The sequence below is a fragment of the Pseudomonas sp. 22085 genome, from assembly GCF_052045815.1.
Taxonomy (GTDB): domain Bacteria; phylum Pseudomonadota; class Gammaproteobacteria; order Pseudomonadales; family Pseudomonadaceae; genus Aquipseudomonas; species Aquipseudomonas glycinae.
The window spans coordinates 51502-69890 of record NZ_JBQEQA010000006.1 but is presented as its reverse complement, the minus strand read 5'-3'; the positions used below and the strand labels follow the sequence as shown (position 1 = coordinate 69890).

The following is an 18389-nucleotide window of genomic DNA, read 5'->3' as shown; positions in this document are numbered from 1 at the left end:
TGACAGGCAGGGAACGTGGTAAGCCCGTATGGCTGCCTTCGGGCAGGTGAACCGCGAGGGGATCTGTTGGCTGTGCGGGTATGGGATCGCAGAGAAAGCGAAAGTCGATCTGTAATGGGTCGAATAGGGGTTGGAACATCACCCCACGGGAAACCGGGCAGACTTCTGCGTGGTCTTTCGTCGCATGAACTCTGACTGAGTCTGTCTCAATAATTCAGAAACCTGCGGTTGAGGTTTCCCATTAATCCAGCCCTGACGGGACGTCCATTCCCGTCAGGGGATGCGTACGTCTTCAGCTCAGGCAACTTGAGAGGAAGGCAGCATGAAAGTACACAGCCCCACGGCCGTGTCTGCGCCTTCCGGCGCTCCGCAACAATGGCATGACATCGACTGGTGGCGTGTTCAGCGGAATGTCCGGGCAATGCAGTTACGGATTGCGAAGGCTTGTCGGGAAGGCAATTGGCGCAGGGTTAATTCCCTGCAACGAATGCTGACCCGCTCTCGATCGGCCAGATATTTGGCCGTTCGGCGAGTCACTGAAAACCAGGGCAAGCGCACGGCGGGAGTCGACCGCGTGCTCTGGGATACACCCGATGCCAAATGGAAAGCGGCAAACGGGTTGAAGCGCCACGGATACAAACCACGGCCTCTAAGGCGTGTGTTCATTCCGAAGTCAAACGGGAAGGAGCGCCCACTAGGCATCCCGACCATGACTGACAGGGCCATGCAGGCTCTATACCTGCTAGCTCTGGCGCCCATTGCAGAAACCACCGGAGATCCGAACAGCTACGGCTTCAGGATCGAGCGCTCTACCGCAGACGCAATGGGACAGCTGTTCATCTGCTTATCCAAGAAGGTTTCGGCCGAATGGGTACTGGAGGCGGACATCAAAGGCTGCTTTGACCATATCAACCATGACTGGCTGATCGCCAATGTTCCTACGGACAAAACGATCCTCCGGAAATGGTTGAAGGCTGGAGTGATTCATAAAGGCCAGCTTCAGGCAACGGATGCCGGTACGCCACAAGGCGGGATCATCTCGCCGACTTTGGCAAATATGGTGCTGGATGGATTGGAGTCACAGCTCAAGCGACACTTGGGCGTGACGAAGGCCAAGAAGCTGAAAATCAATGTGGTGCGCTATGCGGATGACTTTGTGATTACCGGAAACTCGAAAGAGATGCTGGAAAGCGAAATCAGACCTTGGGTGGAGCAATTCCTCGCTGTGCGAGGATTGCAGCTGTCACTCGAGAAAACCCGCGTGGTTCACATAGACGAAGGCTTTGACTTTCTGGGATGGAATTTCCGTAAGTACGATGGAAAGCTCCTGATCAAGCCAAGCAAGAAAAACGTGAAAGCGTTCTATCGCAAGGTGAAGGACGTCATCAGTACCAACAAAACGGCAAAGCAAGAGGATCTGATCCAACGGCTGAACCCGATACTGCGTGGCTGGGCGATGTACCACCAGCCAGTGGTTGCCAAGAAGGCGTTTAGCAGAATGGATAACTCTGTTTTCCATGCTCTTTGGCGTTGGGCGAAAAGGCGACATCCAAATAAATCGCTGGAATGGGTTAGAAGGGGTTATTTCCAACCCCATGAAGGCAGAAGTTGGGTATTCGCCACCACGACGATGAGGACGGACGGGACGAAAGCAATAGCTCCCCTGTACTCAATAGCGAGCACTGCGATCGAGCGGCATAGAAAGGTGAGCGGGGAATACAACCCCTTCGATCCCTCCATGGAGGAAATGGGAGAGAAATTGCGAATGGTGCGAATGCTTAAAAAGCTGAAGTATCGGAAACAGATCGTAAGTCTCTTTCAAAGCCAAAAAGGTCTATGTCCGCTGTGCAAGCAGCCGATTACCAAGGAAAGCGGGTGGCACGACCATCATGTAATCCACCGCTCCCAAGGCGGTGGAGACACCTTGGATAACCGAGTACTATTGCATCCAGTTTGTCATCAGCAGCTACACAGCCGTGGATTGACAGTAAACAAGCCGGCTCCAACCGGGGCTTTCTAAAGACTTGAGCCGTATGCGTTGAAAGGCGCACGTACGGTTCTTAGGGGGAGGCAGACCAGTAATGGTCTGTCTCTACCCGACTTGCCTGCCTTGCCATGGACACCATGACCGAGAACGACTATCTGATCGCCTGGGGCCTTTACGCCTTTGCCGCCGTGGGCTGCCTGCTGGTGTGGATGCGCATGACCCGCTGGATGTGGCGCTGGCTGCGCGAGCCGCTGCGTGTGCTGATGGCGGTGTTGCTGTTCAGCCCGACCATCATTGACCCGGTGAAGGAAAAATTCGCCCCGGCCATCGCCATCACCGCGCTGGATCTGGCGTTCAAGGTTGGCAACAACGCCTGGCGCGCCATTTCCGAACTGCTCATGTATGCCATGATCGCGTTCGGCCTGTACCTGATTTTCGTGCTGATCCGTTTCCCGATCGAGCGCGCTTCGAACGCTCGCAAGGAACAGGCCGAAGCGGCTCGCGCAGCCGCCCGTGCCGAAGACGAGCGTGACGCCGATCAACCGTTCGGCGGCGCCGGCGATGACCGCTACGGTCGCCCGCCGGTACCGAGCAATCCGCAGCGCATGCGGGTCGAGCCGCGCCTGTAATCACGAGAGTCCGCACATGTGTGAATTACTGGGCATGAGTGCCAACGTGCCGACCGACATCGTGTTCAGCTTCACCGGGTTGATGCAGCGCGGTGGTCGCACCGGGCCACACCGCGACGGCTGGGGCATTGCCTTCTACGAAGGGCGCGGCTTGCGCCTGTTCCAGGACCCGGCGGCCAGCAGCGAGTCGGAAGTCGCCAATCTGGTGCAGCGCTATCCGATCAAGAGTGAAGTGGTCATCGGTCATATCCGTCAGGCCAACGTCGGCAAGGTCTGTCTGTCCAACACCCACCCGTTCGTCCGCGAACTGTGGGGGCGCAACTGGTGCTTCGCGCACAACGGCCAGCTCGCCGATTTCACCCCGATCAAGAGTTTTTACCGCCCGGTCGGCGATACCGACAGCGAAGCGGCGTTCTGCGATTTGCTCAACCGCGTACGTGCAGCGTTTCCGGAACCGGTCGATATAGAAGTGCTGCTGCCGGATCTGGTCGCGGCCTGCGCCGAATATCGCAGCAAGGGCGTGTTCAACTGCCTGCTGAGCGACGGCGACTGGCTGTTCTGCTATTGCTCGACCAAACTGGCGCAGATCACCCGTCGTGCACCGTTTGGCCCGGCGCGGCTCAAGGACGTCGATGTGATCGTCGACTTCCAGGCCGAAACCACGCCCAACGACGTGGTGACGGTGATTGCCACCGAACCCTTGACCGAAAACGAAACCTGGACCCGCTACGAACCGGGCCAATGGAGCCTGTGGCGACGCGGCGAATGCGTCAGCCAAGGCACGACCGAATAAGGATTGCACCCCCATGTTGCTCAGTTATCTACGGCTGGTGTTGTTTGCGGCGGGCCTGTTGATCGGTGTCCAGGTGCCGGGCTTCATCAACGATTACGCCAAGCGGGTCGAAGCGCACCTGATCGAGGCGCAGACCGGTCTGCGCGGCTTCCAGGGCACCGCCGAGCAGTTCTTCAAGGGTGATATCCAGGCGCTGGTCGCCCATTACCGGGCCAGCGAAGATCCGGTGTTTCGCAGCGATGCCGACAGCTTGAGCACTTTGCTCAACCGTCAGCTGGCGCTGGACAAGCAATTCCAGGCGATGCAGGGCCCGTGGTACATCCGCTTCCTGCAGGTGGTGCTGGCCGCCGATCCGGACATCCGCAAGGAAACCTGGAATGGCTACAGCTACCAGATCCTGCTGACGCCTGAGGCGATGATCTGGGGCATGAGCGGCGCGTTGCTGCTGTCGTTCGGCCTGGAGTGCCTGTTCCGTCTGATCGACTGGGTGGTGCTGGGCGGCAAGCGCCTGCGCCAGAGCCGGCCGATCGAAGACCGGGATGTGCGCGGGCTCTGAGCCTTATGAAGATCGTTCCCACGTCGAGGCGTCGAACCGTTTGCGTGGGAATGCCTCAACGGACGCTCCGCGTTCGGCTTGCGAGGGACGCGGAGCGTCCCGGGCTGCATTCCCACGCAGAGCGTGGGAACGATCAAGGGGCGAGCACGATGTAGTTCTCGCCCACTTTCTGTGTATACCCCTCCAGCACCTGCTGACACAGCGTCACAATCTCCTCGACCCATTCCACACCGACCCGCCACGACACCACGACCTGCAGGTTCGGCGGGCGTTGTTCGATGTCGAGCAGGGTCAGTTCGCCCCGCGCCAGCTCCTCGGCCACCAGCACCGGCGGCAACGCGCCAATGCCGAACCCGTCGCGTAACAGCCGGGTAATCGCCGACACCGAATTCACACAGTTCAACCGTGGCGCCAACACACCTTGGGCCTGCATCAACGCCAGGATGTCCTGGTGCGGCCGGGAGTTTTTCGAGTAGGTGATGATCCGTTCCTGGGCCAGGTCGGCGAGGCTTTGGTAATCGCGGTTGTAGATCGAGTTGCTGGCGACGATCCAGCCGATGGGGTGGCTGGCCAGCTCCAGGCTGCGCACGCTTTCCTGGCGCACCAGATCGGTTTGCAGGATCAGATCGAGAAAGCCTTTTTGCAGCTGATCGCAGAGGTTCAGCGAGGTATCCGCCACCAGCTCGATTTCCACCCGTGGGTACAGATCAGTCATCTGCGCCACCAGCGGGCTGAGCCAGGTGTGGATCACCGTATCCATCACCCCGATCCGTACCCGGCCGACCTTGCTCGATCGGGTCTCGATCGACTGCTTCAGCGCCTGCATCGTGTCGAGCATCTGCTCGGCATAGTCCAGCACTTTCAAACCTTCGGGCGTCAGGCTGACGCCGCGTGAATCACGCAGGAACAGCTTCACCCCGAGCTCGCCTTCGAGCACCGCGATCCGGCTGGAGATCGAGGCCTGGGTGGTGAACAGCTTGTCGGCGGTCAGGCGAAAACTTTTCAGCCGGGCGACCCAGACGAAGGTTTCGAGAAACTTCAGGTTCATGGCAACAAATTTTTCTTATGTCTTGGGCGGGTTTTTATTCGTTGGACGCGACCGGGTGACGCACCCAAGAATCGACGCATCCGGTTCCCACGATAGGCGTCGTCGGAGCTTCGAACAAGACCAATAAAAGCCTGCGGAGACATGCCATGAGTGCGCCCGACACCCTCGACCTCCCCAAGACTGCGGCCCGTCCCGGCCCGTTCGACTGGTATCGCAACATCAATCAGCAGGAGCGCCGGACCTTCTGGAGCTGCAAGATCGGCTACGGTCTGGACGGCATGGACACCCAGATGCTCAGCTTCGTGGTGCCGACCCTGATCGCGATGTGGGGCATCACCACTGGCGAAGCCGGCCTGATCCACACCAGCACCCTGATCGCTTCGGCCATCGGCGGTTGGGTGGCGGGAATTCTCTCCGACCGCATCGGCCGCGTGCGCACCCTGCAACTGACGGTTCTGTGGTTTGCCTTCTTCACTTTCCTCTGCGGCTTAGCTCAAAACTACGAACAGCTGCTGATCGCCCGCACACTGATGGGCTTCGGTTTCGGTGGTGAATGGACCGCCGGCGCCGTGCTGATCGGTGAAGTGATCCGCGCCAAGGACCGCGGCAAGGCGGTGGGCATGGTGCAATCCGGCTGGGCGCTGGGTTGGGGGCTGACGGCAATTCTCTATGCGCTGCTGTTCTCGGTGCTGCCACCGGAAGATGCCTGGCGCGCACTGTTCATCCTCGGCATCGTGCCGGCGGTGTTCGTGATTTTCGTCCGCCGTCTGGTGAAGGACCCGGAGATTTATCGTGAAGCCAAAGCCAAACAAACCCCGGAAAGCCCGTCGAAGTTCTACGAGATCTTCGCCCCCGGCATGCTCTTCACCACGATTCGCGCCTCTTTGCTGACCACCGGCGCCCTCGGCGGTTATTACGCGATTACCTCCTGGCTGCCGACTTTTCTGAAGAACGAACGCGGTTTGAGCGTACTCGGCACCGGCGGTTATCTGGCGATGGTGATCATCGGTTCCTACGCCGGTTATGTGATCAGCGCCTATTTGACCGACCTGCTGGGCCGCAAGAAGAACTTCATCCTGTTCGCGGTCGGCTCGTTCACCATCGTTCTGCTCTACACCCAATTGCCGGTCAGCAACGGCGTGATGCTGTGGCTGGGTTTCCCGCTGGGCTTCTTCGCCTCTGGGATTTTCAGTGGCATGGGCGCGTTTCTGACTGAGTTGTTCCCTACGCGGATTCGCGGTTCGGGGCAGGGCTTCTGCTACAACATCGGCCGGGCGCTGGCGGCGTTGTTCCCGCTGCTGATCGGCCTGCTGAGCCAGAAAGTGCCACTGAGCGTAGGTATCGGTGCCTTTGCGGCGGTGTCCTACGGCGTGGTCATTCTCGCGGCGTTGAGCCTGCCGGAAACCCGTGGCAAGCAACTGGACGCGCAGTAACTGATAACCTGCGACAACTGTCCTACAGCACAAAAAGATAACAGCTACAGGAGTGTTCACCGTGAGCCGCCTGCTATTGAACTGTGACATCGGCGAGAGCTTCGGCAGCTGGACCATGGGTCTGGACGCGGAAGTCATGCCTTTCATCGATTGCGCCAACATTGCCTGCGGTTTTCACGCCGGCGACCCGGGCATCATGCGCAAGACCGTCAGCCTGGCCCTGAGCCACGGCGTGCAGATCGGCGCGCATCCGGCCTATCAGGATCTGGTGGGGTTCGGCCGGCGCTCCATGGCGTACACCGCCCAGGAACTGCAAGACATCCTGCATTACCAGATCGGCGCCCTCGACGGCATTTGCCGTGCCCAGGGTGGCAAAGTCAGTTACGTCAAACCCCACGGCGCGATGTACAACGACATGATGGCGAACCCGGCGCAGTTGCGCGCGGTGATTCAGGCCATCGCGGCTTACGATCGCAGCTTGCCGTTGATGCTGATGGCCACCCGCGACAACACGGCAGCCCAGCAACTCGGTGACGAATACGGTGTGACGCTGTGGTTCGAAGCCTTCGCCGACCGCGCCTACGACAGCGCCGGCCGACTGGTCTCGCGACAACTGCCGGGCGCGGTGCACCACGATTGCGAAACCATCATCGGGCAAGCGCTGACCATCGCCCGTGGCGACAACCTCACCGCCAGTGACGGCAGCGCGCTGCACCTGCAAGCCAACACTTTGTGCGTGCACGGCGACAACGCCAGTTCAGTGGCGGCCGTGCAGCGCATTCGTCAGGCCTTGAACGAGCAGAGCGCACCATGAATCCGCGGGTGGAAGTGGTGGCGCTGGATTGCCTGATGCTGCGCCTGTTCGATGAAATCGCCGAAGCCAACATGCCGTGGATGCTCGCCGCCAGCGAGCGGCTGCGCGCGGTGTTCGCCGGGCATCTGATCGATCTGGTGCCGTCGTACACCACGTTGATGGTGCATTACGACCTGACCGAATTGAGTCCGAGTCAGGCCCGGGAATTGATCGCCGAAGCGCTGATCGACCTGTCGCCGAATGCGCGCACCGGCGGCCAGTGTCATGTGCTGCCGGTGTGGTACGACCTGAGCGTCGGCCCGGAATTGAGTTTGCTGTCTCAACGCAGCGGCTTGGCAGTAGAGGAGGTGATCCGCCGCCACAGTGCCCGTGAATATCAGGTGTTCGCGCTCGGATTCGCACCGGGGTTTGCCTTCATGGGCCTGGTGGAAGAAGTCCTCGCGGCACCGCGTCTGAATACCCCACGCAAGAAAGTCGCCGCCGGCAGCGTCGGCATCGCCGAACGGCAGACAGCGGCGTATCCGGTGGTCTCTCCCGGTGGCTGGAATCTGATCGGTCGCACGCCGGCAAAACTGTTCGACCGTGAACGCGATGGCTACAGCCTCATGCAGCCCGGCGATACCGTGCGTTTCGAAGCGGTGAGCCATGCCGAATTCATCCGCCTCGGCGGTGACGACACGCCTCTGGAGGCCCTCGCATGAGCCGACTGACGATTGAAGCGAGTACGCCGTTGTGCCTGTTGCAGGATGCCGGACGGTTTGGCGTGCGCCATCTGGGCGTGACCCAGGGCGGCGCGGCGGACTGGCGGTCGATGGCCTGGGCAAACTGGCTGCTGGGCAATGGCCTGGACTTGCCGGTAATCGAAATTACCCTCGGCGGGTTTACGGTGGTGGCTGAAGAAGATTGCTTGCTGGCATTGGCCGGCGCCGATCTTGGCGCGCAGATCGATGGCGAGGCATTGGCGCCGTGGCGCAGTTTCAAGCTGCGCAAAGGGCAGACCTTGAAGTTCACCCAGCCGTTGCTGGGCGCGCGGGCCTATCTGGCGGCGCCCGGCGGTTTCAGTGCGCCGCAAGTGTTGGGCAGCAGTGCCACGGTCGTGCGCGAAGAACTCGGCGGGCTCGATGGTTTTGGCCTGCCGCTGGCCAAGGGCGCTTCGCTGAGTTATCAGGGTGAAACCCTGTTGGTGCGCGAGGTGCCGGCGGAGCATCGACCGGATCTGCACCTCGACGCGCCGCTCGATCTGGTGCTCGGCGCGCAGATCGGTCAGTTCAGCGGGCAGAGCCTGTTCGATGCATTCAACAGTGCCTGGACGCTGGACAGTCGTGCTGATCGCATGGGCATTCGGTTGCTGGGGACGGCGTTGCAGTATCAGGGTAAACCAATGATTTCCGAGGGCATTCCGCTGGGCGCGGTGCAGGTGCCGCCGGACGGGCAGCCGATCGTATTGCTCAATGATCGGCAGACCATTGGCGGCTATCCACGATTGGGCGCATTGACACCGTTGGCGCTGGCCCGCCTGGCACAGTGTCTGCCGGGGGCGAAGGTCAGGTTGCGCCCGGTGGTACAGGACGTCGCACACCGGGAACACGTCGAATATCTGCGCCAGTTCAAACAACGCTAAAAGCATCGCTGGCAAGCCAGCTCCCACAGTGTTCGGCGGTGCTCACAAGATTTGTGTTCACCTCGATCCCTGTGGGAGCTGGCTTGCCAGCGATGGCGTCAGTCCAGACAACGAATTACTTGGACAGAAACCGCATCCCTTCTTCCAGCCCGCGCAGGGTCAACGGATACATCTGGTCCTCGATCAAATCCCGCACGATATTCGTCGACGAGGTGTAGCCCCACGTATCTTTCGGGTACGGATTGATCCAGATGAGCTTCTTGTATTTCTCCATGAAGCGCTGCATCCACACGTAACCCGGCTCTTCGTTCCAGTGCTCGACGCTGCCGCCGGCCTGGGTGATTTCATAAGGCGCCATGGCGGCGTCACCGATGAAGATCACTTTGTAGTCGGCGCCGTACTTGTGCAGCAGGTCCTGGGTCGAGGTGCGCTCGGAGGTGCGGCGCATGTTGTTCTTCCACACCGACTCATAAATGAAGTTGTGGAAATAGAAGTACTCCAGATGCTTGAACTCGGTCTTGCAGGCCGAGAACAGCTCCTCGCAGATCTTCACGTGGGCGTCCATCGAGCCGCCGATGTCGAACAGCAGCAACAGCTTCACCGTGTTGCGCCGTTCCGGGCGCATCTGGATGTTCAGCAGGCCGGCGTCCTTGGCGGTGTGGTCGATGGTGCCGTCGATGTCCAGTTCTTCCGCCGCGCCCTGACGCGCGAATTTGCGCAGGCGGCGCAGGGCGACCTTGATGTTGCGGGTGCCCAGTTCCACGGAGTCGTCGAGGTTCTTGTACTCGCGCTGATCCCAGACTTTCACCGCTTTGCCCTGGCGTTTGCCGGCATCGCCGACCCGAATGCCTTCCGGGTTGAAACCGCCGGAGCCGAACGGGCTGGTGCCGCCGGTGCCGATCCATTTGTTGCCGCCGGCGTGGCGTTCCTTCTGTTCTTCCAGGCGTTTCTTGAACTCTTCGATCAGCTTGTCCAGACCGCCGAGGGACTGGATCTGCGCGCGTTCCTCATCGGTCAGCGAGCGCTCGAATTCCTTGCGCAGCCAGTCTTCGGGGATCAGCGCCTGCAAGTGGTCGTCGAGTTTTTCCAGGCCGTTGAAGTAGGCGCCGAACGCACGATCGAACTTGTCGAAATGCCGTTCGTCCTTCACCAGAATCGCCCGGGACAAGTAGTAGAACTCGTCCATGTCGGCGAAGGTCACGCGCTGTTTCAGCGCGTTGATCAGGTCGAGCAGCTCGCGCACCGACACCGGCACCTTGGCTGCACGCATTTCATTGAACAGGTTGAGCAACATGGCGTCAGCCTCTTAGCGGGTGCCGCGACGGCTCATGAACGCCAGGCGCTCAAGCAGTTGCACGTCCTGTTCGTTCTTCACCAGCGCACCGGCCAGCGGCGGGATGGCTTTGGTCGGATCGCGTTCGCGCAGCACCGCTTCGCCGATGTTGTCGGCCATCAGCAGCTTCAGCCAGTCCACCAGTTCCGAGGTCGAAGGCTTCTTCTTCAGGCCCGGCACCTTGCGCACGTCGAAGAACACGTCCAGCGCTTCGCTGACCAGATCCTTCTTGATGTCCGGGTAGTGCACGTCGACGATTTTCTGCAGGGTGGTGCGGTCGGGGAAGGCGATGTAGTGGAAGAAGCAGCGGCGCAGGAAGGCGTCCGGCAGCTCTTTCTCGTTGTTGGAAGTAATGATGATGATCGGACGCTTTTTGGCCTTGATGGTCTCGTCGATCTCGTAAACGTAGAACTCCATCTTGTCGAGTTCTTGCAGCAGATCGTTGGGAAACTCGATGTCGGCCTTGTCGATTTCGTCGATCAGCAGAATGACCCGCTCTTCGGACTCGAACGCTTCCCAGAGCTTGCCCTTCTTCAGGTAGTTGCGCACGTCGTGGACTTTTTCATTGCCCAGTTGCGAGTCGCGCAGACGGCTGACCGCATCGTACTCGTACAGGCCCTGATGGGCCTTGGTGGTGGACTTGATGTGCCAGGTGATCAATTTGGCGCCGAACGATTCGGCCAGTTGCTCGGCGAGCATGGTCTTGCCGGTGCCCGGTTCGCCCTTGACCAGCAGCGGCCGCTCCAGGGTGATGGCGGCGTTGACCGCCAGCTTCAGGTCATCGGTGGCGACGTAGGCCTGGGTGCCTTCGAACTTCATCTGCTAATCCTCGAACGGTAACGCCGACCTGAACGGGCAGGGCGGGGGCGAAATAATCGGATGCCCGACTATAACGCGCGGCCCGGTCGACTGTGAACGCAGACGGCTTATTCAGTCTCTGAATGGGGCGTCACATGTTGACTCAGTTTCGGCACGAGGCCAGTATTCAGGTATCGCCGATTTGGCGATAGCCTTCGGGCATGACTACCAAATACCGATTTCGCGATAAATACCGCATTCAGTTGCGCGAGACGGATCACCCGCCACCCCATGTTCACCTGACCGGTGGCGGAGTGGATGTGATGCTGAGCCTGGAAACCGTCGAGGTCATGATGGGCAAGGCACCGCCACTGATCGTCAAGGAAGCGTTGGCGTGGGTTTCGGCCCATCAGACGCAATTGCTGGAGGACTGGAAACGATGTTACCCATGAAGCGGCCTAGATTGGCGGCGGTGCAGGCTATTGGCGATGCTTGTCTGTCGTTGACCTTTATTGATGGCCAACGGCTGAACCTGGACTTGAGCCGCGATCTGCAAACCTATCCGGGGCTCGCTCCGCTACTGGACGCTGAAGTGTTCGCAAGCGCTGAGTTGGGTGACGACGGCTGGAGCGTGGAGTGGCTGGAGCCGGATATCCAGATTGGTGCCGATACCTTGTACCGGGACGCGCTCGCGCAAAATGCGCCCGACGAAAACACACGGATTTTCATGGATTGGCGCGCTCGCACCGGTCTACCGTTGAATGAGGCGGCCGAAGCGCTGGGTGTCAGCGCCCGCAGCATCAGTCGCTACAGTAATGGTCGGGAAGCGGTGCCGCGATCATTGGCCCTGGCCTGTCTGGGTTGGGATTCGTTGCAGGAGAAGCCTGCACTGATCGCGGCAGAGGATACCGGGCACTACATCGTCAACCGAAAAACTTAGCCCGCATCCGGCTTCGGCCGTTCATACCGGGCATTGAAGGCCTGGATGAACCCATTGCGCAAAATCTGCAAAAACGCTTCGAACGCGTTGATATCTTGCTGGTGCACGCTGCCGCTGAGTTCGACTCGGGTGGCAAACTGGTTCTTGCCCTGGTTTTTCAGCACGGTTTCCGTGCCGCCGACCAGTGCTTCCCAGATCGAGCGGAAGATCCCCTTGTTCTTGTTCTCGACATCTTGCTGCCAGTTGAACACGTCCACGTCGCGCAGCAGCGGTTTGATGTAGCCCTTGAGCTGGCCCTTGTTGGCGGCGGCTTCGATGACCACGTCGCCGTGGCCGGCGTTGAAGTCGAATTTGCCGTAGGCCGAGGCGAAGTCGTTCATGCGCTTGAGTTCGATGTCGCGGGCCCGCAGGCGAAATTCGAAGTCTTCGAAATCGCTCAAGGGGTCGAAGGTGGCTGTGGTTTCCAGCGGGGCATGCCCCAGCAGCAGGGCCTTGCCTTCGAAGCGAGCGTCGCGTTTGCCCTCCTTGTCGACCACGTTGGTCAGGTTGTAAATGCTGGCGTCGACGTTGGTTGCATTCATGTTTACCGGTGGTTTGGAGTTGAAGTTGCGAAAGCTGATCCGCCCATCGCTGATCTGCACTTCGTCGAGCGTGATAGGCAACAGTTTGCCCAGTTGCTCACGCCAGTCGGTGCCCTGACCGGTCTGGGAGTTCTGCTTGTTGGCACCACCATCGACGAAGTTAACCTGAGGTTTAAAGAATTTAACCTGTGCCACGACAGCATGGTCGTACCAAAGCGAGTGCCAACTGACAGACAGGTCGATAACCGGCGCATCGACGAATGGCACCGGCACCTTGCCGTCGGCCTTGACGATTTTCAGGCCATTGATCTTGTAGGCCCCGCGCCAGAGCGCCAGGTCCACGTCGGTGATCTGGCCGCGGTAATCGCCCATGTTGGCCAGTTTGTCATTCAGATAGTCGCGCACCAGATAGGGCAGGGCGATGTGCAGGGCGATCAGCAGAACAACGGTGGTGGCAAGAGTCCACAACGGCCAGCGGTAGCGACGCTTCATGGCAATAGATCCCGAACGGTATAAGGCGGTTGACTGCCGCCTGCCGCAGACGTTCGACCGAACTGGACTGACAAAGGCAACAGGCTTACCTTGGAGAGCTGAATTCAACGCTGCACAAGGACCCAGCCATGAGCCGTATTTTTGCTGACAATGCCCATTCCATCGGCAACACGCCGCTGGTGCAGATCAACCGCATCGCGCCCCGTGGCGTGACCATTCTGGCCAAGATCGAAGGTCGCAACCCGGGCTACTCGGTCAAGTGCCGGATCGGTGCCAACATGATCTGGGACGCCGAAAGCAGCGGCAAACTCAAGCCGGGCATGACCATCGTCGAGCCGACCTCCGGTAACACCGGCATCGGCCTGGCCTTCGTGGCGGCCGCTCGCGGTTACAAATTGCTGCTGACCATGCCGGCCTCGATGAGCATCGAACGGCGCAAGGTGCTCAAGGCGCTGGGTGCGGAACTGGTGTTGACCGAGCCAGCCAAAGGCATGAAGGGCGCGATCGAAAAGGCCGCGGAGATCGTCGCCAGCGATGCCGGCAAATATTTTATGCCGGCCCAGTTCGATAACCCGGCCAACCCGGCCATTCACGAAAAAACCACCGGTCCGGAAATCTGGAACGACACCGACGGTGCAGTCGATGTGCTGGTAGCGGGCGTCGGCACTGGAGGAACCATCACTGGCGTGTCGCGGTATATCAAGAATACCGCAGGCAAACCGATTCTGTCGGTGGCGGTGGAGCCGGTGTCTTCGCCGGTGATTACCCAGGCGCTGGCCGGCGAAGAGATCAAGCCGAGCCCGCACAAGATTCAGGGCATCGGTGCCGGTTTCGTGCCGAAGAACCTTGATCTGTCGATGGTTGACCGGGTCGAGCTGGTGACGGATGACGAGTCCAAGGCCATGGCGCTGCGCCTGATGCAGGAAGAAGGGATCCTGTGCGGCATTTCCTGCGGTGCGGCCATGTCGGTGGCGGTGCGTCTGGCGGAGACCCCGGAAATGCAGGGCAAGACCATTGTGGTGGTGCTGCCCGACTCCGGTGAGCGTTATCTGTCGAGCATGCTTTTCAGTGATCTGTTCACCGATCAGGAGAACCAGCAGTAAGGGGCGCGTTGATTCAGGTCAGCCAGGGTTCAGGATCGTTATGTTAATAAGTGCTTTGTTGCGCAATTCTTAACACTGAATCTTGAGTCGGGCGGGTTTTTCCCGGAGCCGGTAGTGTTTATCATGGCCGGCCGCCATCTCGGGCAAATGACGTGGCGTGGCGTTGTCTTATTTCAAGGAGTTGTTGATGACCTTTTCGTTAGCCGCCAAGGTGTCGGTGTTGCTGCTGTTTGTGGGCAGCATCCTCTACGTGCATTTGCGCGGCAAGGCGCGTTTGCCGGTGCTGCGGCAGTTCGTCAACCATTCGGCGCTATTTGCCCCGTACAACGCCTTGATGTACTTGTTCTCGGGCGTGCCATCCAAACCGTATCTGGATCGCAGCAAATTCCCTGAACTGGACGTGTTGCGCGATAACTGGGAAACCATTCGCGACGAAGCCATGCATCTGTTCGACGAGGGCTACATCCGCGCGGCCGAGAAGAACAATGACGCCGGTTTCGGCTCGTTCTTCAAGAAAGGCTGGAAGCGTTTCTACCTCAAGTGGTACGACAAACCGCTGCCTTCGGCCGAAACCCTATGCCCGAAAACCGTGGCGTTGGTCAGTGCCATTCCCAACGTCAAAGGCGCGATGTTCGCGCTGTTGCCGGGTGGCAGTCATTTGAACCCGCACCGCGATCCGTTCGCCGGTTCCCTGCGTTATCACCTGGGCCTTTCGACGCCGAACTCCGACGACTGCCGGATTTTCGTCGACGGTCAGGTCTACGCCTGGCGCGACGGTGAAGACGTGATGTTCGACGAGACTTACGTGCACTGGGTTAAAAACGAAACCGAACAAACCCGCGTCATCCTGTTCTGCGACATCGAGCGGCCGTTGAGCAACCGCCTGATGACCCGCATCAACCGCTTCATCAGCGCCTGGCTGGGCCGCGCCACGGCACCGCAGAACCTCGACGACGAACGTGTTGGCGGGATCAACCAGGCTTATGCGTGGAGCAAGAGTTTCAGCGACAAGTTCAGTGGTGCGGTCAAACAGTGGAAACGCCGCAATCCAAAGACCTACCGCGTAATGCGGCCGGTGCTGGCGGTGGTGGTGTTGACGTTGCTGGGGTATTGGCTATTTGGTTGAGGCTGGATTTAAAAGCATAAAAAACCGCTCGTTTGAGCGGTTTTTTTGTTTTCGGAATCAGGGACGGCCAGCAAGTAAGCTTGGTTCATCGATAGCGGTGCCGGTAGCAATGATCTGTAAGAGCCGTCGTTGACTGGCTGTCAGAACCGTTGGATCAGATTCACCCCTTATTGCATGCACTTTTTTCTTTCTGGGGGACTTTTTTATTTCTTTGCGCATATTCCCACCTTGGTTGATCAATATTTGAGCGTTTTTCACAATACTAGGCTCCCTACTGTTTTGACAAGGCGACCCTCGTTATCCAAACCGAAGCCGAGCTGTTAGTAAATTGGTAGTGCTCCCTGGAATGGTTCTTGAGCCTCGATCAAGCTACTGCCAATGATGCGGGCGTATTGCTCAATTGCCAGAACGGATAGCGGTGCAACACGGTTCTTCAATGGATGTGTTTCTCTTGGCCGCCCCTCCAGTCGTACGATTCGGATGCGTTGTCGACTTTTATTCGGGTTGGCAAAGCAAAGTCCGCACAGTTCAGATTCAAACCAGATTGCGATGTCGAGAGCGAGAGGTTCGCGCGCTTTCCATCCAATGACTTCTTCCCATGAAAAATGCGGGCTCTCCCAACACTCAAAAGCACTCAGCGCCAACGAGTCGATGGGTTCGAAACGTACTTTCGAAAGGTCAAGCGTTGTGGGACCAGCCATCTCCAGGTCAATCTGGAGTTGAGTCGTGGCAAGGCGGGCAAGCTTCCTGGCTTGCGATTTGTACAACTGATACCGCAGATGATTACGTTCCCTTGGCATATGATCTCGCGCATTCCATGTCCCCCATCAATGGTCGTTGCAATTGCAAACGAGCCTATGCGCCTGCCTCCTGCCTGTCGCTACTGGCCCTTTGTCCAATTCATTGCAATCCATGTCGCGGGCTGGTTATAGTCGGCGCTCGTGGGTCCCACGACTCACCTTTCAACCCTTCAAAAAAGATCAGCCCAGATGCCTGCATCCCTCATCAACGCGGTAGTCGATTCAGCGGTCAACGCTGGCGTCGTGCCGTGCGGGAATCAGCAGCCTGTGCAGATCAGTCATTACCCTCCACCTGTCAGTAGCACGCCGGTGTGCGCAGTCGTATCACCGCCGGGCGTTGGTGTTTCGGGCTGATCAGCGTTTCCTGCTGACCCCTGTGCCCGCCTGAAAAAAACTACTGAATTTCAGCTTCGGCTGAGTTGGCTATTTGCCTGACTACAGGTGGTATTCATGTTTGTCCTTTCGAAAAAGTCCGCGCTCGCGGCGGCGTCCACAAGCCTGTTCGTTCTGCTGTGGAGCAGCGGGGCGATCTTCTCCAAGTGGGGGCTGGCCCACGCTTCGCCCTTTGCCTTTTTGCTGATCCGTTTTGTGATTGCCCTGTGCGGGCTGGCGCTGCTGGTGCCGTTGCTCAAGTTGAAGTTGCCCAAGGGCGGCAAGCCGATGCTGTATGCGATGGCCACCGGCGTGGTGCTGTTGGGGGCTTATCAGATCTTTTATCTGCTGGCGCTGGACCTGAAGGTCACCCCCGGAGTGATGGCGACCATCATGGGCGTGCAGCCGATCCTTACGGTGGTGATCATGGAGCGGCAGCGCTCGGCGAGCCGGATCTTTGGTCTGGCGTTGGGATTGGCCGGTCTGATCATGGTGGTTTATCAGGGCATCGGTCTGGCCGGGATGTCGCTGGCGGGGATGTTGTTCGGGCTGCTGGCGCTGGCGAGCATGACCTTCGGCTCGATCATGCAAAAACGCATCACCGACAATCCCCTCGGCACGCTGCCGGTGCAGTACCTGGCCGGTCTGCTGCTGTGCGGGATTTTCGTGCCGTTCCAGCCGTTTCACTTCGAGCACAGCGCCGGTTTCATCGTGCCGGTGTTGTGGATGGGGCTGGTGGTTTCCGTGCTGGCGACGTTGCTGCTGTATCGACTGATCGCGCGGGGCAATCTGGTAAATGTCACCAGTTTGTTCTATCTGGTGCCGGCCGTGACGGCGGTGATGGACTACCTGATCTTCGGCAATCGCCTGGCGGCGTTGAGCGTGCTGGGGATGCTGTTGATCATCGTCGGTCTGGTGTTTGTGTTCCGTAAGTCGGCGTAGACCGCCGCGCATGAAAAAGGCCCGGGAGGAAACTCCCGGGCCTTCGTGCATCTGCAAATCAGCGAGTGGCGATTTCTGCCGGTTTCAACACCAGCCACAGCGCAATGGCGATCAACACCCCGCCATACACGTGGGCCATCGACAGCGGCTCATCGAGAAACAGCGCTCCCCACAACACGCCGAACGGCGGAATCATGAAGGTCACGGTCATCGACTTCACCGGCCCGATGGAGCTCAGCAGGCGGAAGTAAATGATGTACGCAAACGCGGTGCAGCCCAGACCCAGGCCCAACAGCGACAGCCAGACATTCCAGCCACCCCAGCTCACCGGCGGCGCAGTGATGACGCTGTACCCGAAAAGCGGCAACAGAAACAGGGTCGCTCCGAGCATGCTGCCCAGCGCCGACAGACGGCTGTCGAGCCCGCCGGCCTGATCCAGCCAGCGTCGGGCGAGGAACCCGGCGAAGCCGTAGCAGGTGGTTGCGAGCAGACAGGCAACCGCACCCATCAGCAGCTGCAGATCGAAGGCGACCGGCCCGGCGCGAGTCAGCACGCCCACCCCGAGCAGGCCGAGGAACACCCCGGCCAGTTTGGCCAGCGTGAGTTTTTCACTGAAGAACAAACCGCCGATCAACACGCCCATCAACGGGGTGGTGGCGTTGAAGATTGCCGAATAACCGGCGGGCAGCACCTGAGCGGCGACGGAGTACAGCGTCGCCGGCACGCCGGAGTTGATCACGCCCAGCAGCATCACGGTCTTGAGCTTGCCTTTGAAATCCCAGCTGATACGCATCAGCCCGAGGATCACCAGCAGGCCGACGGCGGCAATCGAAACACGGAAAAATCCGGTGGGAATCGTACCGATCGCCGGAGCGATGATGCGCATGAACAGGAAGCTCGCGCCCCAGATGGCGGCCAGCGACAGCATGCGGAATATATCGACAGGGCTCACGGGCCACTCCTTCCTTCATCGGGACGAGAGTGTTGCCGAGGGCCCCGGCGATGGCAACCGCTAATCGGG

19 protein-coding genes are annotated in these 18389 nt (G+C 59.5%); 13 read left to right on the top strand and 6 right to left on the bottom strand.

Annotated features, from left to right (window positions below):
• The first annotated feature begins 322 nt into the window (after nucleotides 1-322).
• The 4 genes from ltrA (at nucleotide 323) to ACTJK7_RS08655 (ending at nucleotide 3965) form a co-directional block, all read left to right on the top strand.
• Nucleotides 323-2020 (top strand): group II intron reverse transcriptase/maturase, encoded by a 1698-nt coding sequence (ltrA, locus tag ACTJK7_RS08670; protein ID WP_440780614.1) that lies wholly within the window; start codon nucleotides 323-325, stop codon nucleotides 2018-2020.
• A gap of 95 nt (nucleotides 2021-2115) precedes the next feature.
• Complete coding sequence (locus ACTJK7_RS08665) at nucleotides 2116-2616, top strand: hypothetical protein (protein WP_064383140.1); 501 nt, start codon at nucleotides 2116-2118, stop codon at nucleotides 2614-2616.
• Between the two features lie 16 nt (nucleotides 2617-2632).
• Nucleotides 2633-3409, top strand: a complete 777-nt coding sequence (locus ACTJK7_RS08660; protein ID WP_025110635.1) for a class II glutamine amidotransferase — start codon at nucleotides 2633-2635, stop codon at nucleotides 3407-3409.
• A gap of 13 nt (nucleotides 3410-3422) precedes the next feature.
• A complete protein-coding gene (locus ACTJK7_RS08655) occupies nucleotides 3423-3965 on the top strand; it encodes a DUF2937 family protein (protein ID WP_007956487.1) in 543 nt (180 codons plus the stop codon).
• Between the two features lie 133 nt (nucleotides 3966-4098).
• Here the strand turns inward: ACTJK7_RS08655 and ACTJK7_RS08650 are convergent, their stop codons facing one another.
• Entirely contained in the window at nucleotides 4099-5013 is a 915-nt protein-coding gene (locus ACTJK7_RS08650) for a LysR family transcriptional regulator (protein ID WP_108560071.1), read from the bottom strand.
• Between the two features lie 146 nt (nucleotides 5014-5159).
• Between ACTJK7_RS08650 and ACTJK7_RS08645 the strand changes: the two genes are divergently transcribed.
• The 4 genes from ACTJK7_RS08645 (at nucleotide 5160) to ACTJK7_RS08630 (ending at nucleotide 8881) form a co-directional block, all read left to right on the top strand.
• On the top strand, nucleotides 5160-6446 hold the full coding sequence (locus ACTJK7_RS08645; RefSeq protein WP_108560073.1) for an MFS transporter: 1287 nt from the start codon (nucleotides 5160-5162) through the stop codon (nucleotides 6444-6446).
• A 61-nt stretch (nucleotides 6447-6507) separates the two neighbouring features.
• Nucleotides 6508-7260 carry a 5-oxoprolinase subunit PxpA gene (locus ACTJK7_RS08640; RefSeq protein WP_064383145.1) on the top strand — a complete coding sequence of 251 codons (753 nt, stop codon included), beginning with the start codon at nucleotides 6508-6510 and terminating at the stop codon, nucleotides 7258-7260.
• On the top strand, nucleotides 7257-7961 hold the full coding sequence (locus ACTJK7_RS08635) for a 5-oxoprolinase subunit B family protein (protein ID WP_108560075.1): 705 nt from the start codon (nucleotides 7257-7259) through the stop codon (nucleotides 7959-7961). The genes ACTJK7_RS08640 and ACTJK7_RS08635 overlap by 4 nt, the downstream gene beginning before the upstream one ends.
• A complete protein-coding gene (locus tag ACTJK7_RS08630; RefSeq protein ID WP_440780613.1) occupies nucleotides 7958-8881 on the top strand; it encodes a biotin-dependent carboxyltransferase family protein in 924 nt (307 codons plus the stop codon). Before ACTJK7_RS08635 ends, ACTJK7_RS08630 begins: the two co-directional genes overlap by 4 nt.
• A gap of 115 nt (nucleotides 8882-8996) precedes the next feature.
• On the opposite strand, the gene ACTJK7_RS08625 is transcribed toward ACTJK7_RS08630, so the two are convergent.
• Together ACTJK7_RS08625 and ACTJK7_RS08620 are read right to left on the bottom strand one after the other, a co-directional pair.
• Nucleotides 8997-10175 (bottom strand): vWA domain-containing protein, encoded by a 1179-nt coding sequence (locus ACTJK7_RS08625; protein WP_007956512.1) that lies wholly within the window; start codon nucleotides 10173-10175, stop codon nucleotides 8997-8999.
• A 12-nt stretch (nucleotides 10176-10187) separates the two neighbouring features.
• Nucleotides 10188-11033: an AAA family ATPase gene (locus ACTJK7_RS08620; protein WP_007911294.1), complete on the bottom strand. Its 846-nt coding sequence runs from the start codon at nucleotides 11031-11033 to the stop codon at nucleotides 10188-10190.
• Nucleotides 11034-11233: 200 nt separating this feature from the next.
• Between ACTJK7_RS08620 and ACTJK7_RS08615 the strand changes: the two genes are divergently transcribed.
• On the top strand, nucleotides 11234-11464 hold the full coding sequence (locus ACTJK7_RS08615) for a DUF4160 domain-containing protein (RefSeq protein ID WP_108560079.1): 231 nt from the start codon (nucleotides 11234-11236) through the stop codon (nucleotides 11462-11464).
• Nucleotides 11452-11952, top strand: coding sequence for a helix-turn-helix domain-containing protein (locus ACTJK7_RS08610; RefSeq protein WP_064383152.1), 501 nt, complete (start codon nucleotides 11452-11454; stop codon nucleotides 11950-11952). Before ACTJK7_RS08615 ends, ACTJK7_RS08610 begins: the two co-directional genes overlap by 13 nt.
• Here ACTJK7_RS08610 and ACTJK7_RS08605 read toward each other — a convergent pair.
• Complete coding sequence (locus ACTJK7_RS08605; protein WP_064383154.1) at nucleotides 11949-13025, bottom strand: DUF748 domain-containing protein; 1077 nt, start codon at nucleotides 13023-13025, stop codon at nucleotides 11949-11951. The two genes, ACTJK7_RS08610 and ACTJK7_RS08605, sit on opposite strands and share 4 nt — an antisense overlap.
• Before the next feature lie 128 nt (nucleotides 13026-13153).
• Here ACTJK7_RS08605 and cysK point away from each other — a divergent pair, with 128 nt between their 5' ends.
• Both cysK and ACTJK7_RS08595 read left to right on the top strand, forming a co-directional pair.
• The gene (gene cysK / locus ACTJK7_RS08600) at nucleotides 13154-14128 is read left to right on the top strand and encodes a cysteine synthase A (protein WP_064383157.1); all 975 of its coding nucleotides are present in this window, start codon (nucleotides 13154-13156) and stop codon (nucleotides 14126-14128) included.
• 187 nt (nucleotides 14129-14315) lie between these two features.
• Entirely contained in the window at nucleotides 14316-15254 is a 939-nt protein-coding gene (locus tag ACTJK7_RS08595; protein ID WP_064383158.1) for an aspartyl/asparaginyl beta-hydroxylase domain-containing protein, read from the top strand.
• A gap of 320 nt (nucleotides 15255-15574) precedes the next feature.
• Here the strand turns inward: ACTJK7_RS08595 and ACTJK7_RS08590 are convergent, their stop codons facing one another.
• A complete protein-coding gene (locus ACTJK7_RS08590) occupies nucleotides 15575-16054 on the bottom strand; it encodes a hypothetical protein (RefSeq protein WP_108560080.1) in 480 nt (159 codons plus the stop codon).
• Between the two features lie 450 nt (nucleotides 16055-16504).
• On the opposite strand from ACTJK7_RS08590, the gene ACTJK7_RS08585 reads away from it, so the two are divergent.
• Nucleotides 16505-17368, top strand: coding sequence for a DMT family transporter (locus ACTJK7_RS08585; protein ID WP_440780611.1), 864 nt, complete (start codon nucleotides 16505-16507; stop codon nucleotides 17366-17368).
• 58 nt (nucleotides 17369-17426) lie between these two features.
• On the opposite strand, the gene ACTJK7_RS08580 is transcribed toward ACTJK7_RS08585, so the two are convergent.
• Nucleotides 17427-18320 carry a DMT family transporter gene (locus tag ACTJK7_RS08580; protein WP_440780610.1) on the bottom strand — a complete coding sequence of 298 codons (894 nt, stop codon included), beginning with the start codon at nucleotides 18318-18320 and terminating at the stop codon, nucleotides 17427-17429.
• Nucleotides 18321-18389: the final 69 nt, after the last annotated feature.